We start from the raw sequence: 20678 nt of genomic DNA on the forward strand, positions 1-20678 counted from the left end.
TGCAACCACCGGCGGAATTACAGAGAAGCGCTGACCGGCGCGGCGCGATGGCGGGCCTGATACTGCTTCACCATGCGGCCAATCAGCAGGGTACCGATTAATCCGCATACGGCGGCAAACGACAGCCACGCCCCCGGCATCGCTTTGTCGCCGGTGGCATGAATCAGGTAGCTGGACACCGCCGGGGTAAAGCCACCAAACAGCGCGGTGGCCAGGCTGTACGCCAGTGAGAAGCCGCAGGCACGCACTTCCGCCGGCATGATCTCCGCCAGATACACCACCATCGCGCCGTTATAGCTGGCATACAGAAACGACAGCCACAGTTCGGCTTCCACCAGATGCGCAAAAGTGGGCGACCCGACCAGGCCGTGCAGCACCGGCCAGGTGGTGAGGATCATCAGGACGGTAAAGGTGATCAGCAGCGGGCGACGGCCCACGCGGTCTGACAGCGCCCCCATGACCGGCAGCCAGAACAGATTAGAGATGCCGACAAACAGCGTGACGAGGAAGCTCTGCTTGTCGCTCATCATCAGCACGGTTTTGCCGAACGTCGGGGTAAAGGCGGTGATCATGTAAAACATGACCGTGGTGGTCACCACCATCAGCATGCCCGCCAGCACCAGCGCCCAGTTCTGGCCCACCGAGCGCACAATCTGCCCCATGGATGGATGGGTTTTACGCTGGCTGAAGGCTTCGGTCTCTTCCAGCATGCGGCGGATCCAGAACAGGAACGGCACAATCAGACAGCCCACCACAAACGGAATACGCCAGCCCCACTCGGTGACGGCGTCTTTCGCCAGCAGGTGGTTCAGGCCCAGACCGAGCAGTGCGGCAAAGATGACCGCAACCTGCTGGCTGCCGGACTGCCAGCTGACGTAAAACCCTTTGCGCCCTTTTGGCGCCACTTCTGACAGATAAACCGACACGCCGCCCAGCTCTACCCCGGCAGAAAAGCCCTGCAGCAGGCGGCCCAGCAGAATCAGGATCGGGGCGGCAGCACCAAGCGTGGCATAACCTGGCACCAGCGCGATGGTCAGCGTGCCAAGGGCCATCAGGCCCAGCGTCAGCAGCAGCCCTTTGCGGCGTCCGTGGTGGTCGATATACGCCCCCAGCACGATGGCACCAAGCGGGCGCATCAGGAAGCCCGCGCCGAAGGTCATCAATGTCAGCATCAGTGAGGCAAAGGGATCGTCACCGGGGAAAAAGGTTTTCGCGATGGCGGTGGCGTAATAGCCAAACACCATAAAATCATACATCTCAAGAAAGTTACCGCTGGTAACGCTGAAGATGGTTCTGGCCCCGCTGCGGGGTGGCTTTTGTAAAGAGGTTTGCGCGCTCATAGTATCCTTCCTGGTTTTTCAGGCAGTTGTAGCCTGCTCCGCCAGGAATAGATGTGATCGCGCTCACCATTGCAGTTTACAAACATAAGACAAAAAGTAACAAGACATTAACATTGCGCGGAGAGGGGTTCGCAGGAAGGGTGTGGCGGGCAGGCTGTCACCGCCATAAAAAAAGCCGCTGTCTCAGCGGCCTGTCAGGCATACGCAGTGCGCACTCAGCGCTTCACGGTTTCCATTCCCATCAATCCAATCTTCAGGTAGCCAGCGGCACGCAGCTCATCCATCACCGCCATCAGCGTTGCATAGTCCACGGACTTATCCGCCTGGAAGAAGATGGTGGTCTCTTTGTTGCCGCCGGTTTGTGCGCTCAGCGCATTGACCAGCGTCTCTTTGCTTACCGCATCATTGCCGATGTAGATCTGCTTATCCGCTTTGATTGACAGATACACTGGTTTTTCCGGACGCGGCTGTGGCGTGCTGGTAGAGGCCGGCAGATTGACGCGCACGTCCACCGTCGCTAACGGGGCCGCCACCATAAAGATGATCAGCAACACCAGCATGACGTCGATAAACGGCGTCACGTTGATTTCATGCATTTCACCGTCGCCCGCGGTATCGTCGTTTAAACGCATCGCCATAATGGTTACCCTGCACGCAGCTTCTGTGCCGCCGCCGGACGGTTCACGTCTTTCGCGGTATCGAGCCGGCCGAGATCCAGATCGCGGCTCTGCAGCAGCATCACCTGTGCCGCCACATCGCCCAGCGACGCTTTATAGCTGGCGATCATGCGGGCAAAGACGTTGTAGATCACCACCGCCGGAATGGCGGCGACCAGCCCGATGGCGGTTGCCAGCAGGGCTTCGGCGATGCCGGGCGCAACCACGGCGAGGTTGGTGGTCTGGGTTTTGGCAATGCCGATAAAGCTGTTCATGATGCCCCACACGGTGCCGAACAGGCCGACAAAGGGCGCAACGGAACCGATGGTGGCAAGGAAACCGTTGCCGCGACCAGCATGACGGCTGAAGGCCGCCACGCGGCGCTCAAGGCGGAAGCTGGTGCGCTCTTTGATGCCGTCAGGATCTTCGCTGCCGGCGGAGAGTTCGCACTCGTTTTGCGCATCGCGCAGCAGAACCGCGCTGTGGCTGTTGCTGTTGAAGTTTTCCGCCGCGCGGTACGCCTCAGTCAGCGAGCGGACTTCGCCCAGCGCCTGCTGTTCACGTTTCAGACGGCGTCTGGCTGCGCTGAGCTCCGCGTATTTGCCGAAGAAAATCGCCCAGGTCACGACCGAGGCCAGTAACAGGCCAATCATCACGATCTTCACCACGATATCGGCATGCTGATACATGCCCCAGACAGACAGGTCTGTTTGCATCAAATCACTGGCTACCACGCTGCGTCTCCAACTTCTGTTGCACAGTTCACGATTGAATCACCGATCATAGCAAAGAAAACCAGCGAAGTGATAGTGGTTCTCATTACTATTTACAAACCCGTTGCCGCCGGATTGACGCAGCGCAAGGTTGTCTGCGGTGCGGGTAAGCGTGCCGGTGAGCTGGCTGGCTGCGCTGATGGCGCGTGGCGATCGGTGCCGCCCGGCCTGCGGACTGGCGTCACTCTGATATTCGGCAAACAGGCTCAACCCCGCACGGCGATTCGTGGTAAGTTGGATGTTTTGTAAGACGTGTCAGGAAAGGCAGTGATGGCAACGAAAAAAATTGATACCACGCTGGTCAGTGCGGGACGCAGCAAACGTTACACCCAGGGCGCGGTGAACAGCGTCATCCAGCGCGCATCGTCGCTGGTGTTTGATACCGTTGCGGATAAAAAACGCGCCACCGCCGGACGCGCCAGCGGCGAACTGTTTTATGGCCGGCGCGGCACCCTGACCCACTTCTCGCTGCAGGATGCGATGACCGAGCTGGAAGGCGGTGCAGGCTGTGTGCTCTACCCGTGCGGCGCTGCCGCCGTCGCCAATGCCATCCTCGCCTTTGTGGAAGCCGGCGACCACATTCTGATGAGCGGTGCCGTCTACGAACCCACGCAGGATTTCTGCAGCAAAATTCTTCACAAACTCAACGTCACCACGACCTGGTTCGATCACTGCATCGGCAGCGAAATTGGCGCATTAGTGCAGCCCAATACCCGCGTGGTGTTCCTGGAGTCTCCGGCCTCGATCACGATGGAAGTGCAGGACATCCCGGCGATCGTCGCTGCCGTCCGCGCCAAAGCGCCGGACGCCATCATCATGATCGATAATACCTGGGCGGCCGGCGTGCTGTTTAACGCGCTGGCATACGATATTGATATCTCGATTCAGGCCGGCACCAAATACATCATCGGTCACAGCGACGCCATGATCGGCACCGCGGTGGCGAACGCACGCTGCTGGCCGCAGCTGCGTGAAAACTCCTATCTGATGGGGCAGATGGTGGATGCCGATACGGCGTATATGGCCAGCCGCGGCCTGCGCACGCTGGGCACGCGACTGCGTCAGCATGAAGAGAGCGCCCTGGAGGTCGCGCACTGGCTGGCCGCACAGCCGGAAGTGGCGCGCGTTAACCATCCGGCGCTGGAACACAGCAAGGGGCACGCTTTCTGGCAGCGCGATTTCAGCGGTAGCAGCGGGCTGTTCTCTTTTGTCCTGCAGGAAAAACTTAGCCGTGAACAACTGGCAAATTATCTCGATCACTTCCACCATTTCAGCATGGCTTATTCGTGGGGAGGATATGAATCGTTGATTCTGGCGAATCAGCCGGAAGAGCTGGCGGCGATTCGCCCGGCCGGTGGCGTTGATTTCGACGGCACGCTGGTGCGGCTGCATATCGGATTAGAGCATGTGACCGATCTGCTGGACGACCTGAAAGCCGGCTTTGCGCGCCTGAAAGCGTAAAATAATAAACAAAACATAAACCATCCGGCACGACGGGTTCGCGATCAACGAATACGCCGCGCCAGAGGGTTAACATAGAAGCCTTGTGACTCGATGGGATAGCTGATGGGTGTTTTACATGAGATTGTCCAGGCGCTGTGGCATCAGGATTTTGCTGCGCTGGCCAATCCGGAAGTCGTATGGATTGTTTACGGCGTGATGTTTCTGACGCTGTTCCTGGAAAATGGTTTACTGCCCGCCTCATTTTTACCGGGCGACAGTCTGCTGCTGCTGGCCGGGGCCATGATTGCAAAAGGCGTGATGGATTTTGTCCCCACGATGGTCATCCTCACCACCGCCGCCAGCCTGGGCTGCTGGCTGAGCTACCTGCAGGGGCGCTGGCTGGGCAATACGAAGCTGGTCAAAAGCTGGCTGATGCATCTGCCCGCGCAGTATCACCAGCGGGCCTGGCATCTGTTTAACCGTCACGGCCTGATGGCGCTGCTGGTGGGCCGTTTCCTTGCCTTTGTCCGCACGCTGCTGCCGACCATGGCGGGCATTTCCGGCCTGCAGAATGGCCGCTTTCAGCTGTTCAACTGGCTGAGCGGCGTGCTGTGGGTCGGCATTGTGGTAGCGATGGGTTATGGCATCAGCCAGGTGCCGTTTATCAAACGGCACGAAGACCAGGTGATGGCGTTTCTGATGGTGCTGCCGATTGCGCTGCTGTTTATTGGCCTGGCGGGCAGCATTGTGGTGATCTGGAAGAAACGGCGTCAGAAGGCGTCCTGATCCCCTTCAGGCGGTGCGGCACCGCTCGCCTGCCTTATGCCGCATCAACCGGCGCGGACGGCAATGCCTGACGCGCCCGGCTGATCTCCTCCCCCGGCGTCACGCCAAAATAGCGTTTAAACTCCCGCGAAAACTGCGAAGGGCTTTCGTAGCCGACGCGCACCGCTGCCGCGCTGGCTTTCAGCCCATCCTGCAGCATCAGCAGCCGCGCCTGATGCAGGCGATAGCGCTTCAGATACTGCAGCGGAGAGGTCTGCGTCACCGCTTTGAAGTTGTGATGAAACGCTGACACGCTCATGTTCACCTCGGCGGCCAGCATCTCTACGCTCAGGCTTTCGGCAAACTGATTTTCGATGCGGCGCAGCGCGCGGGCAATCTGACTGAACTGCGTCTGACGGCTGACCAGTGCCAGCAGCGCCCCGCCAATCGGCCCGGTCAGTACGTAGTAGAGCATCTCCCGCACCAGCTGCGGCCCGAGCACGCGCGCATCGCGCGGTTTCTCCATCACATCCAGCAGACGCTCAGCGGCGCACAGCATCTCTTCACTGAGAAAGGCGGAATGAATGCCGGAGGTCTGCGGCTGTGGCTGAAACTGGTCGTCGTCGCCCATGCTCATCAGCAGATCCTGCAGGCTGGCGGTGTCAACGTTAAGGCACATTCCGGCCAGCGGGGTCTGCGGCGTGGCGTTGGTTTCACACTCCACCGGCAGCGGCACGGTAATCATCAGGTATTTGGTGGCGTCATAATGAAACACCGTGCTGCCGAGATAGCCGGTTTTCTGCCCCTGGAACAGAATGACAATCCCCGGCTGATACATCATTGGCGTGCGCGGCAGCGGATCGCAGGCGTAAATCAGCCTGACATGTTCCACCGCACACGGCGGCTTATGGGGCTGACTCATCAGCGCAATTACGCGCTGCGCCAGCTGGCGGCAAAGGGCGTCGTGCGGCATGGTTTTTCTCCCTGACGGCAAAGCCTGCAGTGTGCCGTATCGCTGCAAAAATCTCCACCTGGCTGGAGAATCAGGCAAGATTCCGGCAGAAATGCACCGGGCGAAAGTGCGCCGCCCCTGCCACAATGATCCGCGGGTTAAGTTTGTTGTCTAGACTTAAGCACATCGTTTCTACGGTAAGTCACTGCAACAGATAAGGAGCAACCATGGCAGATCAACCGATTATTAAATTGCACGACGGCAACATGATGCCGCAGCTGGGCCTTGGCGTATGGCAGGCGAGTATTGATGATGCGCGTAACGCCATTGTTGAGGCACTGAAAGTTGGCTACCGCTCCATTGATACCGCCGCCATCTACAAGAACGAGGAGGCGGTTGGCCAGGCGCTGCAGGAGACCGATGTGGCGCGTGAGGAGATCTTCATTACCACCAAACTGTGGAATGATGACCAGCAGAATGGCCAGCAGGCGCTGGAAACCAGCCTGAAAAAACTGCAGCTGGATCAGGTGGATTTATACCTGATGCACTGGCCATGCCCGGAAAAAGACACCTACGTCGAGGCCTGGAAAAAGATGATTGAGCTGCAGCAGCAGGGCTTAGCCAAAAGTATCGGCGTGTGTAACTTCCACGAAGTGCATCTGAAGCGCCTGATCGACGAGACCGGCGTGACCCCGGTCGTGAACCAGATTGAGCTGCACCCGATGCTGCAGCAGCGCACGCTGCATGCATGGAACGCCCTGCATCAGATTCAGACCGAATCCTGGAGCCCGCTGGCACAGGGCGGCGAAGGGGTGTTCGATCAGGAGATCATCAAACAGCTGGCGAAGAAGTACAGCAAGACGCCGGCGCAGATTGTGATTCGCTGGCATCTGGATAGCGGCCTGGTGGTGATCCCGAAATCGGTCACGCCTTCACGCATTCACGAAAACTTCCAGGTGTTTGATTTCCGTCTGGATAAAGCCGAAGTGAGTGAGATTGCGAAGCTGGATCAGGGCAAGCGCCTGGGTCCGAATCCGGAAGAGTTTAACGGATAAGCGTCGGTGTACCCCGCCCCTCTACCTGCCTCTGCGGCTGCGGGGCGGGTTTGCGTCAGCCGACCGGATTGACGACCATCTGTCCGGCGGTACCGCGGTCCGCCAGCTCCAGCGTCTGGCTGTAATAAACAAACGGGAAATGGTCGGACGCACTCTGCGGGAAGCTCACCAGCAGTTCCACATCGCCATCGACCCACACGGTATCTTTCCAGCCGCGATCTTCGCCCATCGACTGCGCCCCGTTAACGCTCTTAATCAGGAACATGACGCCCTGAATGTGCAGCGACTGCGGACGATCGGCGTGAATGATCCAGCGCTCAAACGTGCCCTGCTGCACAGTGGTATCAATGCGATTCATATCCCACAGTACGCCGTTGATGCCGGGCACGTTATCGCCCAGACGGAATTCGCGCGTGCGTACCGCTACGCCGTCAAGGATCTGGTCTGCCAGCAGGCGCATCGGCAGATTATCGGTCACCAGCGGCAGCAGGCCGGTGGGACGCAGCGTCAGCACCAGGGTATTGGTGAGGATAGAGGAAGGCTCAAACAGTCCGCGCAGGCGATCCATAATGCCCGCGGCCGTCCCGGCGGTGATCGACACCTCATCGCCCTGCGACATATCGACCAGCACTTCCCGGCGCTCGCCCGGTGCCAGTGACAGCGTCTGCACCGCGACCGGCGCGGGCAGGAAGCCCTGATCGCTGGCGATCACCGTAAACGGCCGGTTGTCAGAGAAGCTGAGATCGAAACGGCGTGCGTTTGACGCATTCAGCAGGCGCAACCGCACCCAGCCGCGCGACACATCGACATACGGGTTCTGCACACCGTTGACCAGCAGCGTATCGCCGAGGAAACCGCCGTCCGCAGGCGGGTTGTAGACCGGCGTTGCAAAGTTATCGAGCCGCTTATCCTGAATAATCAGCGGGAAGTCATCGACACCGTAATGCTTCGGCAGCGGCAGCGTTTTGCTGATGTCATCTTCCACCAGCCACATGCCGGCCAGGCCGTTGTAGACATGCGGTGCCATGCGGTTTGGCGTATTGGCGTGATACCACAGCGTGGCGGCACTCTGGCGAATCGGCAGCACCGGCGCCCAGTCCACGCCTGCCGACATCATGCGCGGAGCGCCACCCATCAGCGCGCCCGGCACCTGCAGTCCGCTGACCGTCATTGCCACTGGCTCATTGAGCCGGTTGCTGTAGATCAGCTTAACGTCATCGCCGCTGTAAACGCGCACGGTCGGCCCCAGATAGAGGCCATTGATGCCCCATACCGGCACTTTATTGCTGTTGCCGCTGAACGACCAGTGGCTGCGCTGCAGCGTCAGAAACAGCGGCTGACCGCGGCGCGATTCGATTAAGGGCGGTACCGGCAGAGGAACATCACCCGGCGGCGCGGCGGCGCGGGCGGCATAAGGCATAGCACTGGTCGCCAGTGCAACACCGGCAGAAAGCTGAATAAACTGACGTCTGCTGCAAGACATAAAACTTCAGACCTTTTGAGCGTGGCGCGACAGCGCCGTGTCCATGTTGTTCTTTTTAATCGTATCTGGCGCCCGAAGCGGATTGCTGCGTGTCGGGTCACGGCCGCGGGCGCATTAAAGCTGCACCTGCGCGGGCAAACCACCGTATCCGCCGGTCAATGGCGCAACGGCGGCACTGGAATCTGCGCCCGCAAACAGAGCAGGCAAAACGGCCGGATGCAGCCTGAGGTGCACCCGGCAGCTTGCGCAGGTTTGCCGGTCAGATTTTACCGTTTTTTTCGCGTTCGGCGACTTCGGCGTTTAATTCTTCCAGCTTAGCAGACATTATTTCCCGGCAGTGGGTGGCCAGTTTCCGCACGGAAGTGGTTTCAAACTGGCTGGTGTCCACTGGCGGCAGCATCTCGACGATCACCAGGCCGTTTTTCCAGCGGTTCAGTTTGATTTTGTCGTGGGTGTTAGAGACCACGATCGGAATGATCGGCACACCGGCGGCCACGGCGGCGTGAAATGCGCCGGTTTTAAACGGCAGCAGGCCACGGCCGCGGCTGCGCGTGCCTTCCGGGAACATCCAGAAAGAGATCTTTTTCTTTTTGAATTGCGCCACCAGCTCGCCAATGGTGCCGTGTGCTTTGGCGCGGTTATCGCGATCAATCAGCAGGTTTCCGGTCAGCCAGTAGAGCTGACCAAAGAACGGGATCCACAGCAGGCTTTTCTTCCCGACCGTCACCGTGGTCGGCTGCACGATATTGGCCGCCGTGATCATGTCGTAATTGTTCTGATGGTTAGCGATATAAATCGCATTGCCGTAGCTGGCGGCATCTGCCGGTTTCCGCAGCTCGACTTTTACGCCAAACACGGTAGAGAGGCGGCCAAACAGATGGCCAAATGTCGCAACATGCCGCGGGTTACGCGGCGAAAACAGACACCAGATGCTGCCAAACACACACACCAGAATCGAATAAATGATGACAATAATCGACCGTATAATTAATAACATAGCTTCCTCAGATAAGGCATTCCTTCGCCTGTAATGGCGTTATTCTTCACTGGCATCCGCTTTCGGCCGCGCGGGCGCGTTCACTTCCACGCTGTCAATACGTTGCAGCCCGCGCGACACGCTGCCGCGGCGGCCGCGATCGGCGCGCACTTTCTGCAGATCGTCATCACGCATAATCAGTTTGCGCTTGCCAACATACAGCGTAATGGAACTGCCCGGCGGCAGAATCAGCAGCCACTGCAGTTTATCCTTACCGCTCGCGGCATCCGCTGGCGGTATGGAGATGATTTTGTTGCCTTTGCCTTTTGACATCTGCGGCAGATCCGCCACCGGGAACATCAGCATGCGCCCGGCCTGCGTAATCGCCAGCAACATGTCATCACCGGAGTGCACCGCCAGCGGCGTCATTACTCTGGCATTCTCCGGCAGCGTCAGCAGTGCTTTACCGGCGCGGTTACGCGACACCAGATCGGCAAACGTACAGATAAAGCCGTAGCCGGCATCAGAGGCCATCAGCAGCTTCTGATCGTCGGCTTCCATCAGCACCTGTTCAATCACCGCACCCGGTGGTGGCGTCAGCTTACCGGTGAGCGGCTCGCCCTGGCCGCGCGCCGACGGCAGCGAGGTCGGATCCAGCGTATAGCTGCGCCCGGTTGAGTCGATAAAGGCCACCGGCTGATTGCTCTTGCCGCGTGCCGCCGCGCGATAGCTGTCGCCCGCTTTGTAGCTCAGGCCAGCCGGATCGATATCGTGGCCTTTGGCGCTGCGCACCCAGCCCATCTGCGACAGCACGATAGTGACCGGCTCAGCGCTCACCAGTTCATTTTCGCTCAGCGCTTTGGCCTCTTCGCGCTCGTGCAGCGGTGAACGACGATCGTCGCCATAGGTCTGGCTGTCTGCCTGCAGCTCTTTCTTCAGCAGGTTATTCATCTTCCGTTCAGACGCCAGCGTCGCCTGGATCTGGTCGCGTTCTTTCTCCAGCTCAGCCTGCTCACCGCGAATTTTCATCTCTTCCAGCCGGGCAAGATGGCGTAGTTTCAGCTCCAGAATCGCTTCCGCCTGCGTTTCGCTGATGCCAAAGCGCGACATCAGTACCGGCTTCGGCTCATCCTCGCTGCGGATGATATGGATGACCTCATCAATATTGAGGAACGCCACCAGCAGACCTTCGAGGATATGCAGGCGGCGCAGCACGCGCTCCAGACGATAATTCAGACGGCGCGTCACGGTATCACGGCGGTAGACCAGCCATTCCGACAGGATCTCCAGCAGGTTTTTCACCCGCGGACGGTTATCCAGTCCGATCATATTCAGGTTAACGCGGTAGCTTTTTTCCAGATCGGTGGTGGCAAACAGGTGGTTCATCACCTGATCGAGATCCACACGATTGGATCGCGGCACAATCACCAGCCGCGTCGGGTTTTCGTGATCCGACTCATCGCGCAAATCTTCCACCATCGGCAGCTTTTTATTGCGCATCTGCGCGGCAATCTGCTCCAGCACGCGCGCACCGGAAACCTGATGCGGCAGCGCGGTGATCACCACCTCACCCTCTTCTTTCTTCCATACGGCACGCTGGCGGATTGAGCCACGGCCGTTCTGGTAGATTTTGCGGATCTCCTCACGCGGCGTAATGATCTCCGCTTCGGTCGGGAAATCCGGTCCCTGCACGATATCCAGCAGTTCATCCAGCGTGGTTTTCGGCTTTTCAATCAGGCGCACGGCGGCTTCGGCGACTTCGCGCAGGTTATGCGGCGGAATGTCCGTGGCCATACCCACCGCAATCCCGGTGGTGCCGTTCAGCAGGATATTGGGCAGACGCGCCGGCAGCATTTTAGGTTCCTGCAGCGTGCCGTCGAAATTCGGGATGTAATCTACCGTGCCCTGGCCCAGTTCGCCGAGCAGCACTTCAGCATATTTTGACAGGCGCGATTCGGTGTAGCGCATCGCGGCGAAGGATTTCGGATCGTCCGGTGCGCCCCAGTTGCCCTGCCCGTCAACCAGCGGATAGCGATAAGAGAAGGGCTGCGCCATCAGCACCATCGCTTCATAGCAGGCGCTGTCGCCGTGCGGATGGTATTTACCCAGCACGTCACCCACGGTGCGCGCGGACTTTTTGAATTTTGCGCTGGCGTTCAGGCCAAGCTCTGACATCGCATAAATAATGCGACGCTGCACGGGCTTGAGACCGTCACCGATGTACGGCAGTGCGCGGTCCATGATGACGTACATAGAGTAATCCAGGTACGCCTTTTCAGTAAACTTGTGCAGGGCAAGACGCTCTGCACCATCCTGCGTCAATTCGCTCATTAAGCTTGCATCCTCACTTCGTGGCCCGCAACGGCGGGTCATCCGGCGCTCATTTGGCGAGGATAGTACCTTATCCGTGCGATTTAGTCACAGGGCGCGCGGCGCGCGTTGCGAATCCTCTGGCGTGACATCACGCGCCTGCAGCCAGTGGCAGAAAACAGCATGAGCGCGCGGTCATTCGCCATACCGCAGCAGGGCTTCTCAGGCACGTGCGGTGCGGGGGCGGAATAGGGTTTATGGCGCAATATACTGCGCCGCTGCGAAGGGCGGCACACCACGCAGCGGCATGATTAAGCACGCGGAAACTATTTTTTCGCGCCCAGCCACTGCGCGGCAATCTGCGCGTATTCGCCGGTGGCGGTGCTCAGATGCAGCCACTGATCTACGTATAGCTTCCAGCTCATGTCATCACGCGGGATCATGTACGCTTTCTCGCCGTACTGCAGCGGTTTGTCCGGATTGATGGCACACAGCGTCGGGTAGTGCTGCTGCTGAAACAGCGCTTCCGAAGCATCGGTTATCATCACATCCGCTTTCTTATCCACCAGTTGCTGAAAGATACCGGTATTTTCTGCCAGCTGCAGCGTGGCCTGCGGCAGATGCGCGTGGACAAAGGCCTCATTGGTGCCGCCTGCCGGTTCAATCACGCGTACCGATGGCCGGTTAATGTGCGCCAGCGTCTGATACCGATCTTTATCCGCACAGCGCACCAGCGGGATTTTACCATCGACGCCCAGCGGCTGCGCAAACCAGGCAATCTGCTGACGTTTCAACGTGACCGAGACGCCTCCCAGCGCGATATCACAGCGTTTTGCCACGAAATCTTCACTCAGGGTTTTCCATGTTGTTGGCACCCACTCGACTTTCGCGTCCAGGCTGTCGGCCAGCGACTGCGCCATGCTGATGTCCAGCCCTTCGTAGTGCCCGTCACTGCGCAGAAAACTGTAAGGCTTGTAGTCGCCGGTGGTGCAGACTTTCAGCGCCTTGCTGGTCCGCACGTCATCAAGGCGGGACTGCGCCTGCGCTGCGCCCGCTGTCAGAAGTAATACACTCAGAATCAGGGTTTTCATCATGGATGGTGTCTTATGCCGGAGTTGTTTAGAGCACAGAGTGTTTCATATACCGCGCCATTATTGCGTTAAAAGCAAAAGTCTTGTGATCAATCACACGTTTTTCCCGCTCGCGTACGCGCGTACAGTACCGGCCATTAACGAAGAATGGAGCAAAACGTTTTATGAGTAAGATTTTGATTATCGACGGCGGTAAGACCTTCGCGCACTCTAAAGGTGAACTTAACCACACGCTGACCGAAGTGGCCGTCAGCCAGCTGCGCGACCTTGGCCATGATGTGCAGGTCACCGTTGCGGATAGCGACTATAACGTCGCAGACGAAGTGCAGAAATATCTCGACAGCGACGTGATCATTTATCAGATGCCGGGCTGGTGGATGGGCGAGCCATGGACCGTAAAAAAATACATTGATGAAGTGTTCACAGAAGGCCACGGCGCCCTGTATGCCAGCGATGGCCGCACCCGCAGTGACGCCAGCAAAAAGTACGGTTCAGGCGGATTAATTCAGGGTAAAAAGTACATGCTTTCTCTGACCTGGAACGCGCCGCTGGAAGCCTTTACCGATCCGCAGCAGTTCTTTGAAGGCGTGGGCGTGGATGGCCTTTATCTGCACTTCCACAAGGCTAACCAGTTCCTTGGCATGGAAAGTCTGCCGACCTTTATCTGCAACGACGTGATCAAACTGCCGGACGTGCCGCGCGATATTGCGCGTTATCGGACGCATCTGAACGCGATCTTTGCTTAACTATAAGCACAACGGGAAAAACAGAAGGAAGCATGATGTTAACTGTGGTTGCAGAAATTTGCGTCAAACCGGGCCGTCGTCAGGCCGTGCTGGAAGCGATCAACAAGCTGATTCCTGTCGTGCTCGAAGAGGATGGCTGCCATCAGTACGATGCGCTGGTTGACCATCAGGCGCAGGTGCCGTGGAAGCAGAACTCTCCGGATTCGATCTTTATGCTGGAGCAGTGGTCCTCGCTGCGTCATCTGGAGCAGCATCAGCAGATGCCGCATATGGATGCACACCGTGCGGTGATCAAAGATGACGTAGTTGACGTCAAAATTCTGGTGCTGGAACCCGCGAAGTAATTTATTGCTTTAACAGAAAAGCCCCGGTTGTGACACCGGGGCTTTTTATTACTGCTTAATCAGGGATCAGTGCTGCTCAACCTGCAGGTTGTTCTGTACCAGCACTTCTGCGTCACCTGCGGTGTTCTGGTAGACGTTATACTCTACGCCCGCCACGGTCACCGTGCCGTTTGCCTGGCTCCAGTTAGCGATATCCTCACCTTCCGGCAGAATATCTTCCAGTTTCACTTCGTCACCTTCGTTGCCGGTGATTACCAGCTGAGTTTTGCCGTTGTCGATAAACAGGCCTTCGCTGTTCAGCGCCATCACATCGCTGAACGCCAGATCCTGCAGATCTTCCACTTCGCCGAAAGAGCTGATACCAACGTCCGGGATCTCTGGTGCTTCACGGTCGATATGAATATCGTAGCTGGTTGGAATATCCAGCTGGTTACCGGCAGCATCACGAATCGCAACGCTCAGGTGGATGGTTTTATCCTCACCGTCCTGCACCAGCTCAGACGTTTCAAAGCGCCAGTTACCCTGGGCGTCGACAGTGGTGCGGCCAATTTCCTGCGTTTTCGCAGCGTCGCTGTAGATGATGACGATATCGCCTGCAACGCCGGTTCCTTTCAGGATCAGGTCACCGTCGTTGGTCAGTCGCTCACCTCCGACTACTGGTACAAGCTGTTCGCTCCCTTTATTGTTCTCAAAAACACCATCAAAGGTACCGGCGGTCGGCGGTGTGGTATCGACAATAAACGAAATCGGTGCCGTCATATCGCCTTTCACACCCGCTTCGCTGATCGGGCGTAACGCGAATGTGTAGCTGGCATCGCTCAGGTTAGTAAACTCATAGTTCCATTTGCCATCGCTGCCTGTGGTGGCTGTACCTATCACGTTACCGTTGAGGATAATCTCCACCGACGTTCCCGGAGCGGCGGTGCCCTTCAGCGTTGGGTTTTTATCGTCTGTGATGCCGCCCGCAGTGATAATCCCCTGTTCAGGTCCCACGTCGTCATACAGATCAAAGTTTGTCAGATCGGCCGGTTTGGTATCATCAATGATGACTTTGATCGGATCAGACGGTTCAGACTTGTTGCCCGCCGGATCGGTAATCACGACGCCCAGGTCATATTCGCCGTTATCCAGCTCCTGGCCTGGCGTGACAGTCCAGTTGCCATTCTCGTCAACGATTGCGGTACCAATAGCCGGGCCCGCATTGCCGTTTTCATCAATGATGACCAGCTCAACGGTATCACCCGGCTCGGCACCGGAACCACCGATGGTCGGGGTTTTGTCATCGGTGGGTTTGCCTTCGGCAATTTCACCCTGCACATCGCCTTCGTCATCAATGATTTTTTCTGGCTTTTCCGGTTTATCCGGCGCTGTAACATCTACCACGACGATATACGGATCAGAAGGCGGAGAAACTTTGCCGTCCGGCGTCTCAATCTCCACTTTCAGCTCGTGAGTATCTTCTGACAGCTCATCCGTTTCAATTTCCCATTTGCCATCTACGACAATGACAGTTCCAACAAGCTTGTCGTCCACAAAAAGACGTACGATATCGCCATCATTCCCGGTGCCTTTCAGCAGCGGCGTTTTATCATTGGTCTGAGCGCCATTGGTGATCTCGACCAGCTGGGAATCATTGTTGTTATAAACTCCACCAATTTCCGCTGGCGGCAGGACGCTGGCGTCAATTTTCAACGTAAAGGGATCGGTCTGTTCTGAAACATTGCCGCCTTTTGCCACGGAATCGACCACCAGGTTGTAGGTTTCGCCATCCGTCAGCTGGAGTTCGATCTCCCACTTACCGCGCGAATCCGCGACTGCGCTACCCAGCAGCTCAGTGCCATTCCAGATGCGCACCAGGGTACCGGCATCCGCGATGCCTTTGAAAGTAGGCGTGGTGTCATCGGTGGTATCGCCAGAGTTCAGCGGACCGGTAACGCGGCCTTCGTCATCCAGCACTTCGCTGATTTCCGGTTTCGTTGGGGTAGTCAGATCCAGCGACAGGTTGAAGATTTCTGACGTCTTACTGGTTTTCCCGTGTACATCAACGTAATTTGCCGTCAGGTTGTGAGTAATGAGGTTTTCATTCAACGAAACCGTCATGGTCCAGCGCCCATCCGGACCGGCCACAACGGTGCCAACCTCGATATTATTATCGAAAATGTGCACGGTGCTGCCCGGCATCGCGACGCCTGACAGGGTTGGCGTTTTATCATTGGTGTAGTTGTAAGGCGTGAGATAATCCAGCCCGCCTTCATCGTCCACTACACGCATGATTTGTGGCGCTTCCGGTTCCTGCGGCATCACTTCAAACAGCAGCTGTTGAACAGGGCCCCAGTTACCTGCACGATCCTGATAACGGAACTGCGCAATATAGGTGCCTTCGCTCAGATCTTCGGCTTTATAAGACCACTTCCCTTCTGCGTCAGCGATGATGGTGTAGACCGCATTGTTAAACAGCACCTGAACCAGGTTGCCTGCGGTTGTCTGCGCGTTAATGGCGATGCTGTCTTTATAGACAGGCCTTGGCTGGAGGAGTGAGCTGGTACCGATCTCGCCAGCCTGTATTTCTGCTGCCTGCGTGGCGGTTTCTGCGATTTCTGCGGTTTCTGTCACGTGTTTTACTGCGTGCGTTACTACCCCGTTGGCGATATCCACCACGAAGCTGTCTGAGCTTTCACTTTCGCGGTTAGCGGCGTCTTTTACTTTAACATTCAGCGTATGCTTGCCGTCTGTAAGGTTGGGGGTGATGGTCCATGCGCCCATTGCGTTGGCTTTGGTCGAGCCAATCAGCGTGTCACCATTCGCGCCACCGTACAGGTATACGATACCGTTCGGATCCGCTACGCCAGAAATTTCCGGCATTTTTTCACCTGTAGCCTCTCCCGGCGTCAGGTAATCATTACCAGCAATAACGCGGAAAATTTCCGGTTTAGCCGGGTCAGTGAGATCGATATTAACGATTTCGAACTTCGGTGTGCCTACGTTACCAGCACGGTCAACAATTTCAATTGAGACAACATGACGGCCCTCATCCCAGCCACCCGCCGGTGTGAAAGACCAGGCGCCTGTTGCATCTGTCACCACAGAGTACGCTACGCCATCTAAATAAATGCGGACCAGACTATTCGGGTTTTTTGCATCTGTACCCTTGATAGCAGCACTGCTATTTCCAGAATTCAGAACTATTACGTCACCGATTTCATTCGCCATTTTTCATTCCTTTAATGTTGGGTTAATTCGCTCAGATCTATCCTTCTGAGCCCGTTCATTATGTTGAGACCGGAGATTTATCGCACACGAGACCCGTCTTAAATCATCCATTTACTTTTATCACTAACGCTAAACAGCAGGCGTAAAGATGCCTCCAGGTAAAATATGGAGGCATTGCGTTAGTTTTCAGGAATCACTTTCGAGGTGTTTATTTCTCAACACTGATAATGACGCGACGCTCGCTGGCATAGCAGCTGATTTGTTTCTTCCGGGGCCCGTCGCACTGTTTATTGACCTGGCTTGCCCCCATACTTTGGGCAGTAATCAGCTCTGCTGAAATACCATAATTAATTAATAATTGTTTAATCGCATCAGCACGTAATTGCCCGAGGCGCATATTGCTTTCTTCCGTGCCAATCGGATCGGTAAAGCCGGTGACAACGATACGGCGCTGTGCCGCTGAAGGTGTCTTCAGGCTGCTGGCCAGTTGTGCAATAGCCTCACGCCCTTCACGGGAAATGTCTGCACTGCTGGCGCTGCCGAAGCGGAACAGCAGATCCGATGAAAACGCATAGTTGTCATAAGATTGCATGGTTCCTGCTTTACAGGCTATTACTGCAGAAGCGCGCGATTTCAGATGGGTCTGCTGGCGTGTCCCCGCCAGCTCCTGCTGTGCCTGTTCTGCCGGAATCACCAGCGGACGGCCGGAGTTATCCAGGCTGGCGCGAATATAGTAGGTTTTGCCAGCGGCCAGACTGTCCCGCCACGGCTGTTTTTGTTTCCCCGCATACGCTGGAGCATCGTTGACGAAACTGCCCAGAGAATGCACGCCTGGCGCCAGGCAAAAGACGGTATAGCCGCCAGCAAGCAACGCCGTCTGGAATTCGCCATCAACATAAATATGGGCCGGCTGGCTGCCCATGGCTTCAACCGGACGATAATACACAATGCGCACCTGATCGGCTGCGGAAGCGGACATCGAATGCCAGGTCTGGCCAAAATTATTTGCCGCCTGGGCGTGCAGCGTGGCACCGGCGGATACACCAGTTACCGCCGCGAAAATAAAAGCAGAGATTTTTTTCATAATATATTCACAGGCGCGCAGTGCGCCTGTATGTCCCTTTATGTTATTAAGTTAATCCGTTAAATATCCTGCGTGGTGTAGTGCAGCGATAAATCTGCTTCACTGATATTTTCGTGAACCGCCACACCGTTCGCTGAAAGCGCAGGCGTCACTTCCTCAAAGACCATATCGCTCAGGCGCGCCTGGTCGATTTCGCTATTTTCCTCTGCGCCTTTTTCTTCAGCAAAAAGCGTGTTTTCCTCAATCGCTAAAAGATCGATAACAGACAGCTCTTCAATGATGCTGCTGATACCGACATCCGGGATTTCCGGCGGAATGGTATCAATTTCGATAACGGATACGTCAGTTTTACCGATTATTTCACCATCGCGTTGAAATACGCCGCGCATATCATAAACGTCATCCGGCAGATCCGGCGTACTGTACTCCCACTTTCCATCCTCCCCTACCGTGGTGCTGAATACATAGGAATGACTTACACCTACCATATACAGGAAGATGACATCGCCTGGCACACCGGTACCGGTGATAAGGATGCTTTCATCATTTGAGGCGTTATTATCTACCGGTACGGGAATGCCGCCAGGGTTGTTGTCTTTGAAAATAGTGCCGATAGTGCCTGCAACCGGTACGGCAGGATCCGGCAACTCTTCGCCCGGGTCTACCGGATTAACACCGGTATCCAGATCAATCACAATTTTATCGGAGGGCGCAGATTCATTGCCGGCCTGATCGCGCACTACGGTTTCCAGCTCATGGCGCCCGCTGCTCAGATCTCTCTCTGGCGTATAGGTCCAGGTACCGCCTTCAACCACTACCGAACCGATGATTTGACCGTTGTCGATGATCAGCACTGTTTCGCCGTCTTCACCGGTGCCTTCCAGTGTCGGGCGCGGCTCCTGCGTGGTTGAACCGTCATCAATCGGGTCGCCGTTGCTGTCGGTGATTTTACCAATCCCGCTGTTTTCAGGCGCGACCGTATCAACCTCTACAATGAAAGCCTCTGAAGGCAGGGATTTATTACCGACTTCATCCACGACAATGACGCTGATATCGTGTTTACCGTCCTCCAGCTTTGTCGGTGTAAAACGCCAGTTGCCGTCTTTGTCGGTTTTCGCCGTCCCCAGCAGGTTGCCATTATCCCATACCTGAACAGTGGAGTTGGCTTCCGCTTTGCCCGCCAGCGTTGGCGTGTTGTCTTTGGTGATACCATTCTTCTCAATCGGCAGAGCCGGGCTGACGGAATCGTCTACCATGCTGCCAATGGTACCGCGGGCTGGTGCGGTCAGATCGACAGTAAATTCCCATTTTTCGCTGGGTTCGCTGACTATACCGCTGTCATTGCGTTCTTTAGTCACAATGCTGTGTTTGCCGGAAGTCAGGGCTTTCTGCGGGGTAAAGCTCCAGCTGCCGTCAGCGTTGACTTTTGCCTCGCCGATTTTAGATTCGCCATCCCACACCTCAATGGTGTTGCCTGGCGTGCCGGTTCCGGCGAAAGTCGGCGTGGTGTCATCGGTTCTGCCACCGTTGGTCACCGGGCCGGTAACATCCCCGACGTTATCCGTCATACCGCTGATGGTGGGTTTTTTTACATCGCCACCGCCAGCGCCACCGCTGCCTTCTCCGCCGCCAGCATCGCCGCCAGCATCGCCGCCTTCGCCACCCGAACCACCGCCCGCGCCACCTTCGCTACCGCTGCTATTGCTGTGATGATCGTCCTGATACTGTTCTTTTGCTGCCAGATACCCCAGACCTGCCGCTGCGGCAATCGCCGCCAGGCCGCCCAGCGCGATCAGGGCAGGTGACCACTCAAAACCGCTGGCCAGTACATAGCCGCTGTCGCTGTCTGCAACGCCTTCGCTCAGCGCCAGCGCTGCGGTTTCACCGTCTTCCAGCGCCGCCGCTTCATGTTCAGCATCGCCGTCAGTAGACACGTAAGCGTGCATATTTCCGTCTTCTGCTTTGCCAATCAGGGTGCCGGATTTATCAAAAAAGTCCTCAATAATAAGGTCCGGCTCGCTGCCTTCACGGCCCTCCAGCATCACCAGCAGGTTTTTGCCTGAACGCCGGACGGTAATGTTTTCCGGTGCCATGCCATCATTACCCTGACTCAGTAAATATTTGCCATTTGCAATGGCCTGTACTTTCACCGCCTTACCCTCTTTACCGGCGCGCAGCACTTCAGCTTTGGTTATCGTTTTTTTATCGATAACTGCAACACTTACGGGCGAAACGTTCATTGTTATTCCCTTTTCATTCACTGTTTTTTGATCGCGTAACCGTAAGGCATTACGGCAATCTCCCTGATTTGGCCCGCGAAGGCAGGCCTAAAGTGGCGACATATTCCAAAAACAGCGAAATCTGAGACATAAGAAATGTCCCGTAAGAAAAAAATAATTTACGGGATTACCGGTAAATTAACGGTTCAATTAACTGTTTGAATTACAGAA

17 protein-coding genes are annotated in these 20678 nt (G+C 56.5%); 6 read left to right on the top strand and 11 right to left on the bottom strand.

Annotation, left to right across the window (positions count from 1 at the left end; genetic code table 11):
- Nucleotides 1-17: 17 nt before the first annotated feature.
- The 3 genes from D8B20_RS14580 to exbB form a co-directional block, all read right to left on the bottom strand.
- A complete protein-coding gene (locus D8B20_RS14580; protein WP_145889531.1) occupies nt 18-1340 on the bottom strand; it encodes an MFS transporter in 1323 nt (440 codons plus the stop codon).
- Between the two features lie 215 nt (nt 1341-1555).
- Entirely contained in the window at nt 1556-1978 is a 423-nt protein-coding gene (exbD, locus tag D8B20_RS14585) for a TonB system transport protein ExbD (RefSeq protein WP_145889532.1), read from the bottom strand.
- 5 nt (nt 1979-1983) lie between these two features.
- Nucleotides 1984-2712, bottom strand: a complete 729-nt coding sequence (gene exbB / locus D8B20_RS14590) for a tol-pal system-associated acyl-CoA thioesterase (protein WP_186454381.1) — start codon at nt 2710-2712, stop codon at nt 1984-1986.
- Between exbB and D8B20_RS14595 the strand changes: the two genes are divergently transcribed.
- The 3 genes from D8B20_RS14595 to D8B20_RS14605 all read left to right on the top strand — a co-directional run bounded on the left by D8B20_RS14595 (nt 2707) and on the right by D8B20_RS14605 (nt 4998).
- Complete coding sequence (locus D8B20_RS14595) at nt 2707-3018, top strand: hypothetical protein (RefSeq protein WP_145889534.1); 312 nt, start codon at nt 2707-2709, stop codon at nt 3016-3018. The two genes, exbB and D8B20_RS14595, sit on opposite strands and share 6 nt — an antisense overlap.
- 21 nt (nt 3019-3039) lie before the next feature.
- The gene (metC, locus tag D8B20_RS14600) at nt 3040-4230 is read left to right on the top strand and encodes a cystathionine beta-lyase (protein ID WP_145889535.1); all 1191 of its coding nucleotides are present in this window, start codon (nt 3040-3042) and stop codon (nt 4228-4230) included.
- Nucleotides 4231-4335: 105 nt separating this feature from the next.
- Nucleotides 4336-4998 carry a DedA family protein gene (locus D8B20_RS14605; protein ID WP_145889536.1) on the top strand — a complete coding sequence of 221 codons (663 nt, stop codon included), beginning with the start codon at nt 4336-4338 and terminating at the stop codon, nt 4996-4998.
- 34 nt (nt 4999-5032) lie between these two features.
- Here D8B20_RS14605 and D8B20_RS14610 read toward each other — a convergent pair whose 3' ends face one another.
- Nucleotides 5033-5950 (bottom strand): AraC family transcriptional regulator, encoded by a 918-nt coding sequence (locus D8B20_RS14610; RefSeq protein ID WP_145889537.1) that lies wholly within the window; start codon nt 5948-5950, stop codon nt 5033-5035.
- 206 nt (nt 5951-6156) lie between these two features.
- On the opposite strand from D8B20_RS14610, the gene dkgA reads away from it, so the two are divergent.
- Complete coding sequence (dkgA, locus tag D8B20_RS14615; RefSeq protein ID WP_145889538.1) at nt 6157-6984, top strand: 2,5-didehydrogluconate reductase DkgA; 828 nt, start codon at nt 6157-6159, stop codon at nt 6982-6984.
- 55 nt (nt 6985-7039) lie between these two features.
- Here the strand turns inward: dkgA and ftsP are convergent, their stop codons facing one another.
- The 4 genes from ftsP to D8B20_RS14635 all read right to left on the bottom strand — a co-directional run bounded on the left by ftsP (nt 7040) and on the right by D8B20_RS14635 (nt 12844).
- Nucleotides 7040-8467: a cell division protein FtsP gene (gene ftsP / locus D8B20_RS14620; RefSeq protein WP_145889539.1), complete on the bottom strand. Its 1428-nt coding sequence runs from the start codon at nt 8465-8467 to the stop codon at nt 7040-7042.
- 259 nt (nt 8468-8726) lie between these two features.
- Nucleotides 8727-9464, bottom strand: a complete 738-nt coding sequence (locus D8B20_RS14625) for a 1-acylglycerol-3-phosphate O-acyltransferase (RefSeq protein ID WP_145889540.1) — start codon at nt 9462-9464, stop codon at nt 8727-8729.
- A gap of 39 nt (nt 9465-9503) precedes the next feature.
- The gene (parC, locus tag D8B20_RS14630) at nt 9504-11774 is read right to left on the bottom strand and encodes a DNA topoisomerase IV subunit A (RefSeq protein WP_145889541.1); all 2271 of its coding nucleotides are present in this window, start codon (nt 11772-11774) and stop codon (nt 9504-9506) included.
- Between the two features lie 305 nt (nt 11775-12079).
- On the bottom strand, nt 12080-12844 hold the full coding sequence (locus D8B20_RS14635; protein WP_145890604.1) for a transporter substrate-binding domain-containing protein: 765 nt from the start codon (nt 12842-12844) through the stop codon (nt 12080-12082).
- A 164-nt stretch (nt 12845-13008) separates the two neighbouring features.
- On the opposite strand from D8B20_RS14635, the gene D8B20_RS14640 reads away from it, so the two are divergent.
- Complete coding sequence (locus D8B20_RS14640) at nt 13009-13590, top strand: NAD(P)H-dependent oxidoreductase (protein WP_145889542.1); 582 nt, start codon at nt 13009-13011, stop codon at nt 13588-13590.
- A 35-nt stretch (nt 13591-13625) separates the two neighbouring features.
- Nucleotides 13626-13934, top strand: a complete 309-nt coding sequence (locus D8B20_RS14645) for a putative quinol monooxygenase (protein ID WP_145890607.1) — start codon at nt 13626-13628, stop codon at nt 13932-13934.
- A gap of 66 nt (nt 13935-14000) precedes the next feature.
- On the opposite strand, the gene D8B20_RS14650 is transcribed toward D8B20_RS14645, so the two are convergent.
- The 3 genes from D8B20_RS14650 to D8B20_RS14660 form a co-directional block, all read right to left on the bottom strand.
- Entirely contained in the window at nt 14001-17144 is a 3144-nt protein-coding gene (locus tag D8B20_RS14650; protein WP_145889543.1) for an Ig-like domain-containing protein, read from the bottom strand.
- Nucleotides 17145-17352: 208 nt separating this feature from the next.
- A complete protein-coding gene (locus D8B20_RS14655) occupies nt 17353-18228 on the bottom strand; it encodes an OmpA family protein (protein ID WP_145889544.1) in 876 nt (291 codons plus the stop codon).
- 59 nt (nt 18229-18287) lie between these two features.
- Entirely contained in the window at nt 18288-20468 is a 2181-nt protein-coding gene (locus D8B20_RS14660) for an Ig-like domain-containing protein (protein WP_145889545.1), read from the bottom strand.
- Nucleotides 20469-20678: the final 210 nt, after the last annotated feature.

The sequence above is a fragment of the Candidatus Pantoea soli genome (genome assembly GCF_007833795.1).
Taxonomy (GTDB): Bacteria; Pseudomonadota; Gammaproteobacteria; order Enterobacterales; family Enterobacteriaceae; genus Pantoea; species Pantoea soli.

What these genes read in the sequence shown, in the direction of transcription:
- D8B20_RS14580 (WP_145889531.1), bottom strand. Translation starts at nt 1,340, where the DNA reads ATGAGCGCGCAAACCTCTTTACAAAAGCCACCCCGCAGCGGGGCCAGA.
- exbD (WP_145889532.1), bottom strand. Translation starts at nt 1,978, where the DNA reads ATGGCGATGCGTTTAAACGACGATACCGCGGGCGACGGTGAAATGCAT.
- exbB (WP_186454381.1), bottom strand. Translation starts at nt 2,712, where the DNA reads ATGCAAACAGACCTGTCTGTCTGGGGCATGTATCAGCATGCCGATATC.
- metC (WP_145889535.1), top strand. Translation starts at nt 3,040, where the DNA reads ATGGCAACGAAAAAAATTGATACCACGCTGGTCAGTGCGGGACGCAGC.
- D8B20_RS14605 (WP_145889536.1), top strand. Translation starts at nt 4,336, where the DNA reads ATGGGTGTTTTACATGAGATTGTCCAGGCGCTGTGGCATCAGGATTTT.
- D8B20_RS14610 (WP_145889537.1), bottom strand. Translation starts at nt 5,950, where the DNA reads ATGCCGCACGACGCCCTTTGCCGCCAGCTGGCGCAGCGCGTAATTGCG.
- dkgA (WP_145889538.1), top strand. Translation starts at nt 6,157, where the DNA reads ATGGCAGATCAACCGATTATTAAATTGCACGACGGCAACATGATGCCG.
- ftsP (WP_145889539.1), bottom strand. Translation starts at nt 8,467, where the DNA reads ATGTCTTGCAGCAGACGTCAGTTTATTCAGCTTTCTGCCGGTGTTGCA.
- D8B20_RS14625 (WP_145889540.1), bottom strand. Translation starts at nt 9,464, where the DNA reads ATGTTATTAATTATACGGTCGATTATTGTCATCATTTATTCGATTCTG.
- parC (WP_145889541.1), bottom strand. Translation starts at nt 11,774, where the DNA reads ATGAGCGAATTGACGCAGGATGGTGCAGAGCGTCTTGCCCTGCACAAG.
- D8B20_RS14635 (WP_145890604.1), bottom strand. Translation starts at nt 12,844, where the DNA reads ATGAAAACCCTGATTCTGAGTGTATTACTTCTGACAGCGGGCGCAGCG.
- D8B20_RS14640 (WP_145889542.1), top strand. Translation starts at nt 13,009, where the DNA reads ATGAGTAAGATTTTGATTATCGACGGCGGTAAGACCTTCGCGCACTCT.
- D8B20_RS14645 (WP_145890607.1), top strand. Translation starts at nt 13,626, where the DNA reads ATGTTAACTGTGGTTGCAGAAATTTGCGTCAAACCGGGCCGTCGTCAG.
- D8B20_RS14650 (WP_145889543.1), bottom strand. Translation starts at nt 17,144, where the DNA reads ATGGCGAATGAAATCGGTGACGTAATAGTTCTGAATTCTGGAAATAGC.
- D8B20_RS14655 (WP_145889544.1), bottom strand. Translation starts at nt 18,228, where the DNA reads ATGAAAAAAATCTCTGCTTTTATTTTCGCGGCGGTAACTGGTGTATCC.
- D8B20_RS14660 (WP_145889545.1), bottom strand. Translation starts at nt 20,468, where the DNA reads ATGAACGTTTCGCCCGTAAGTGTTGCAGTTATCGATAAAAAAACGATA.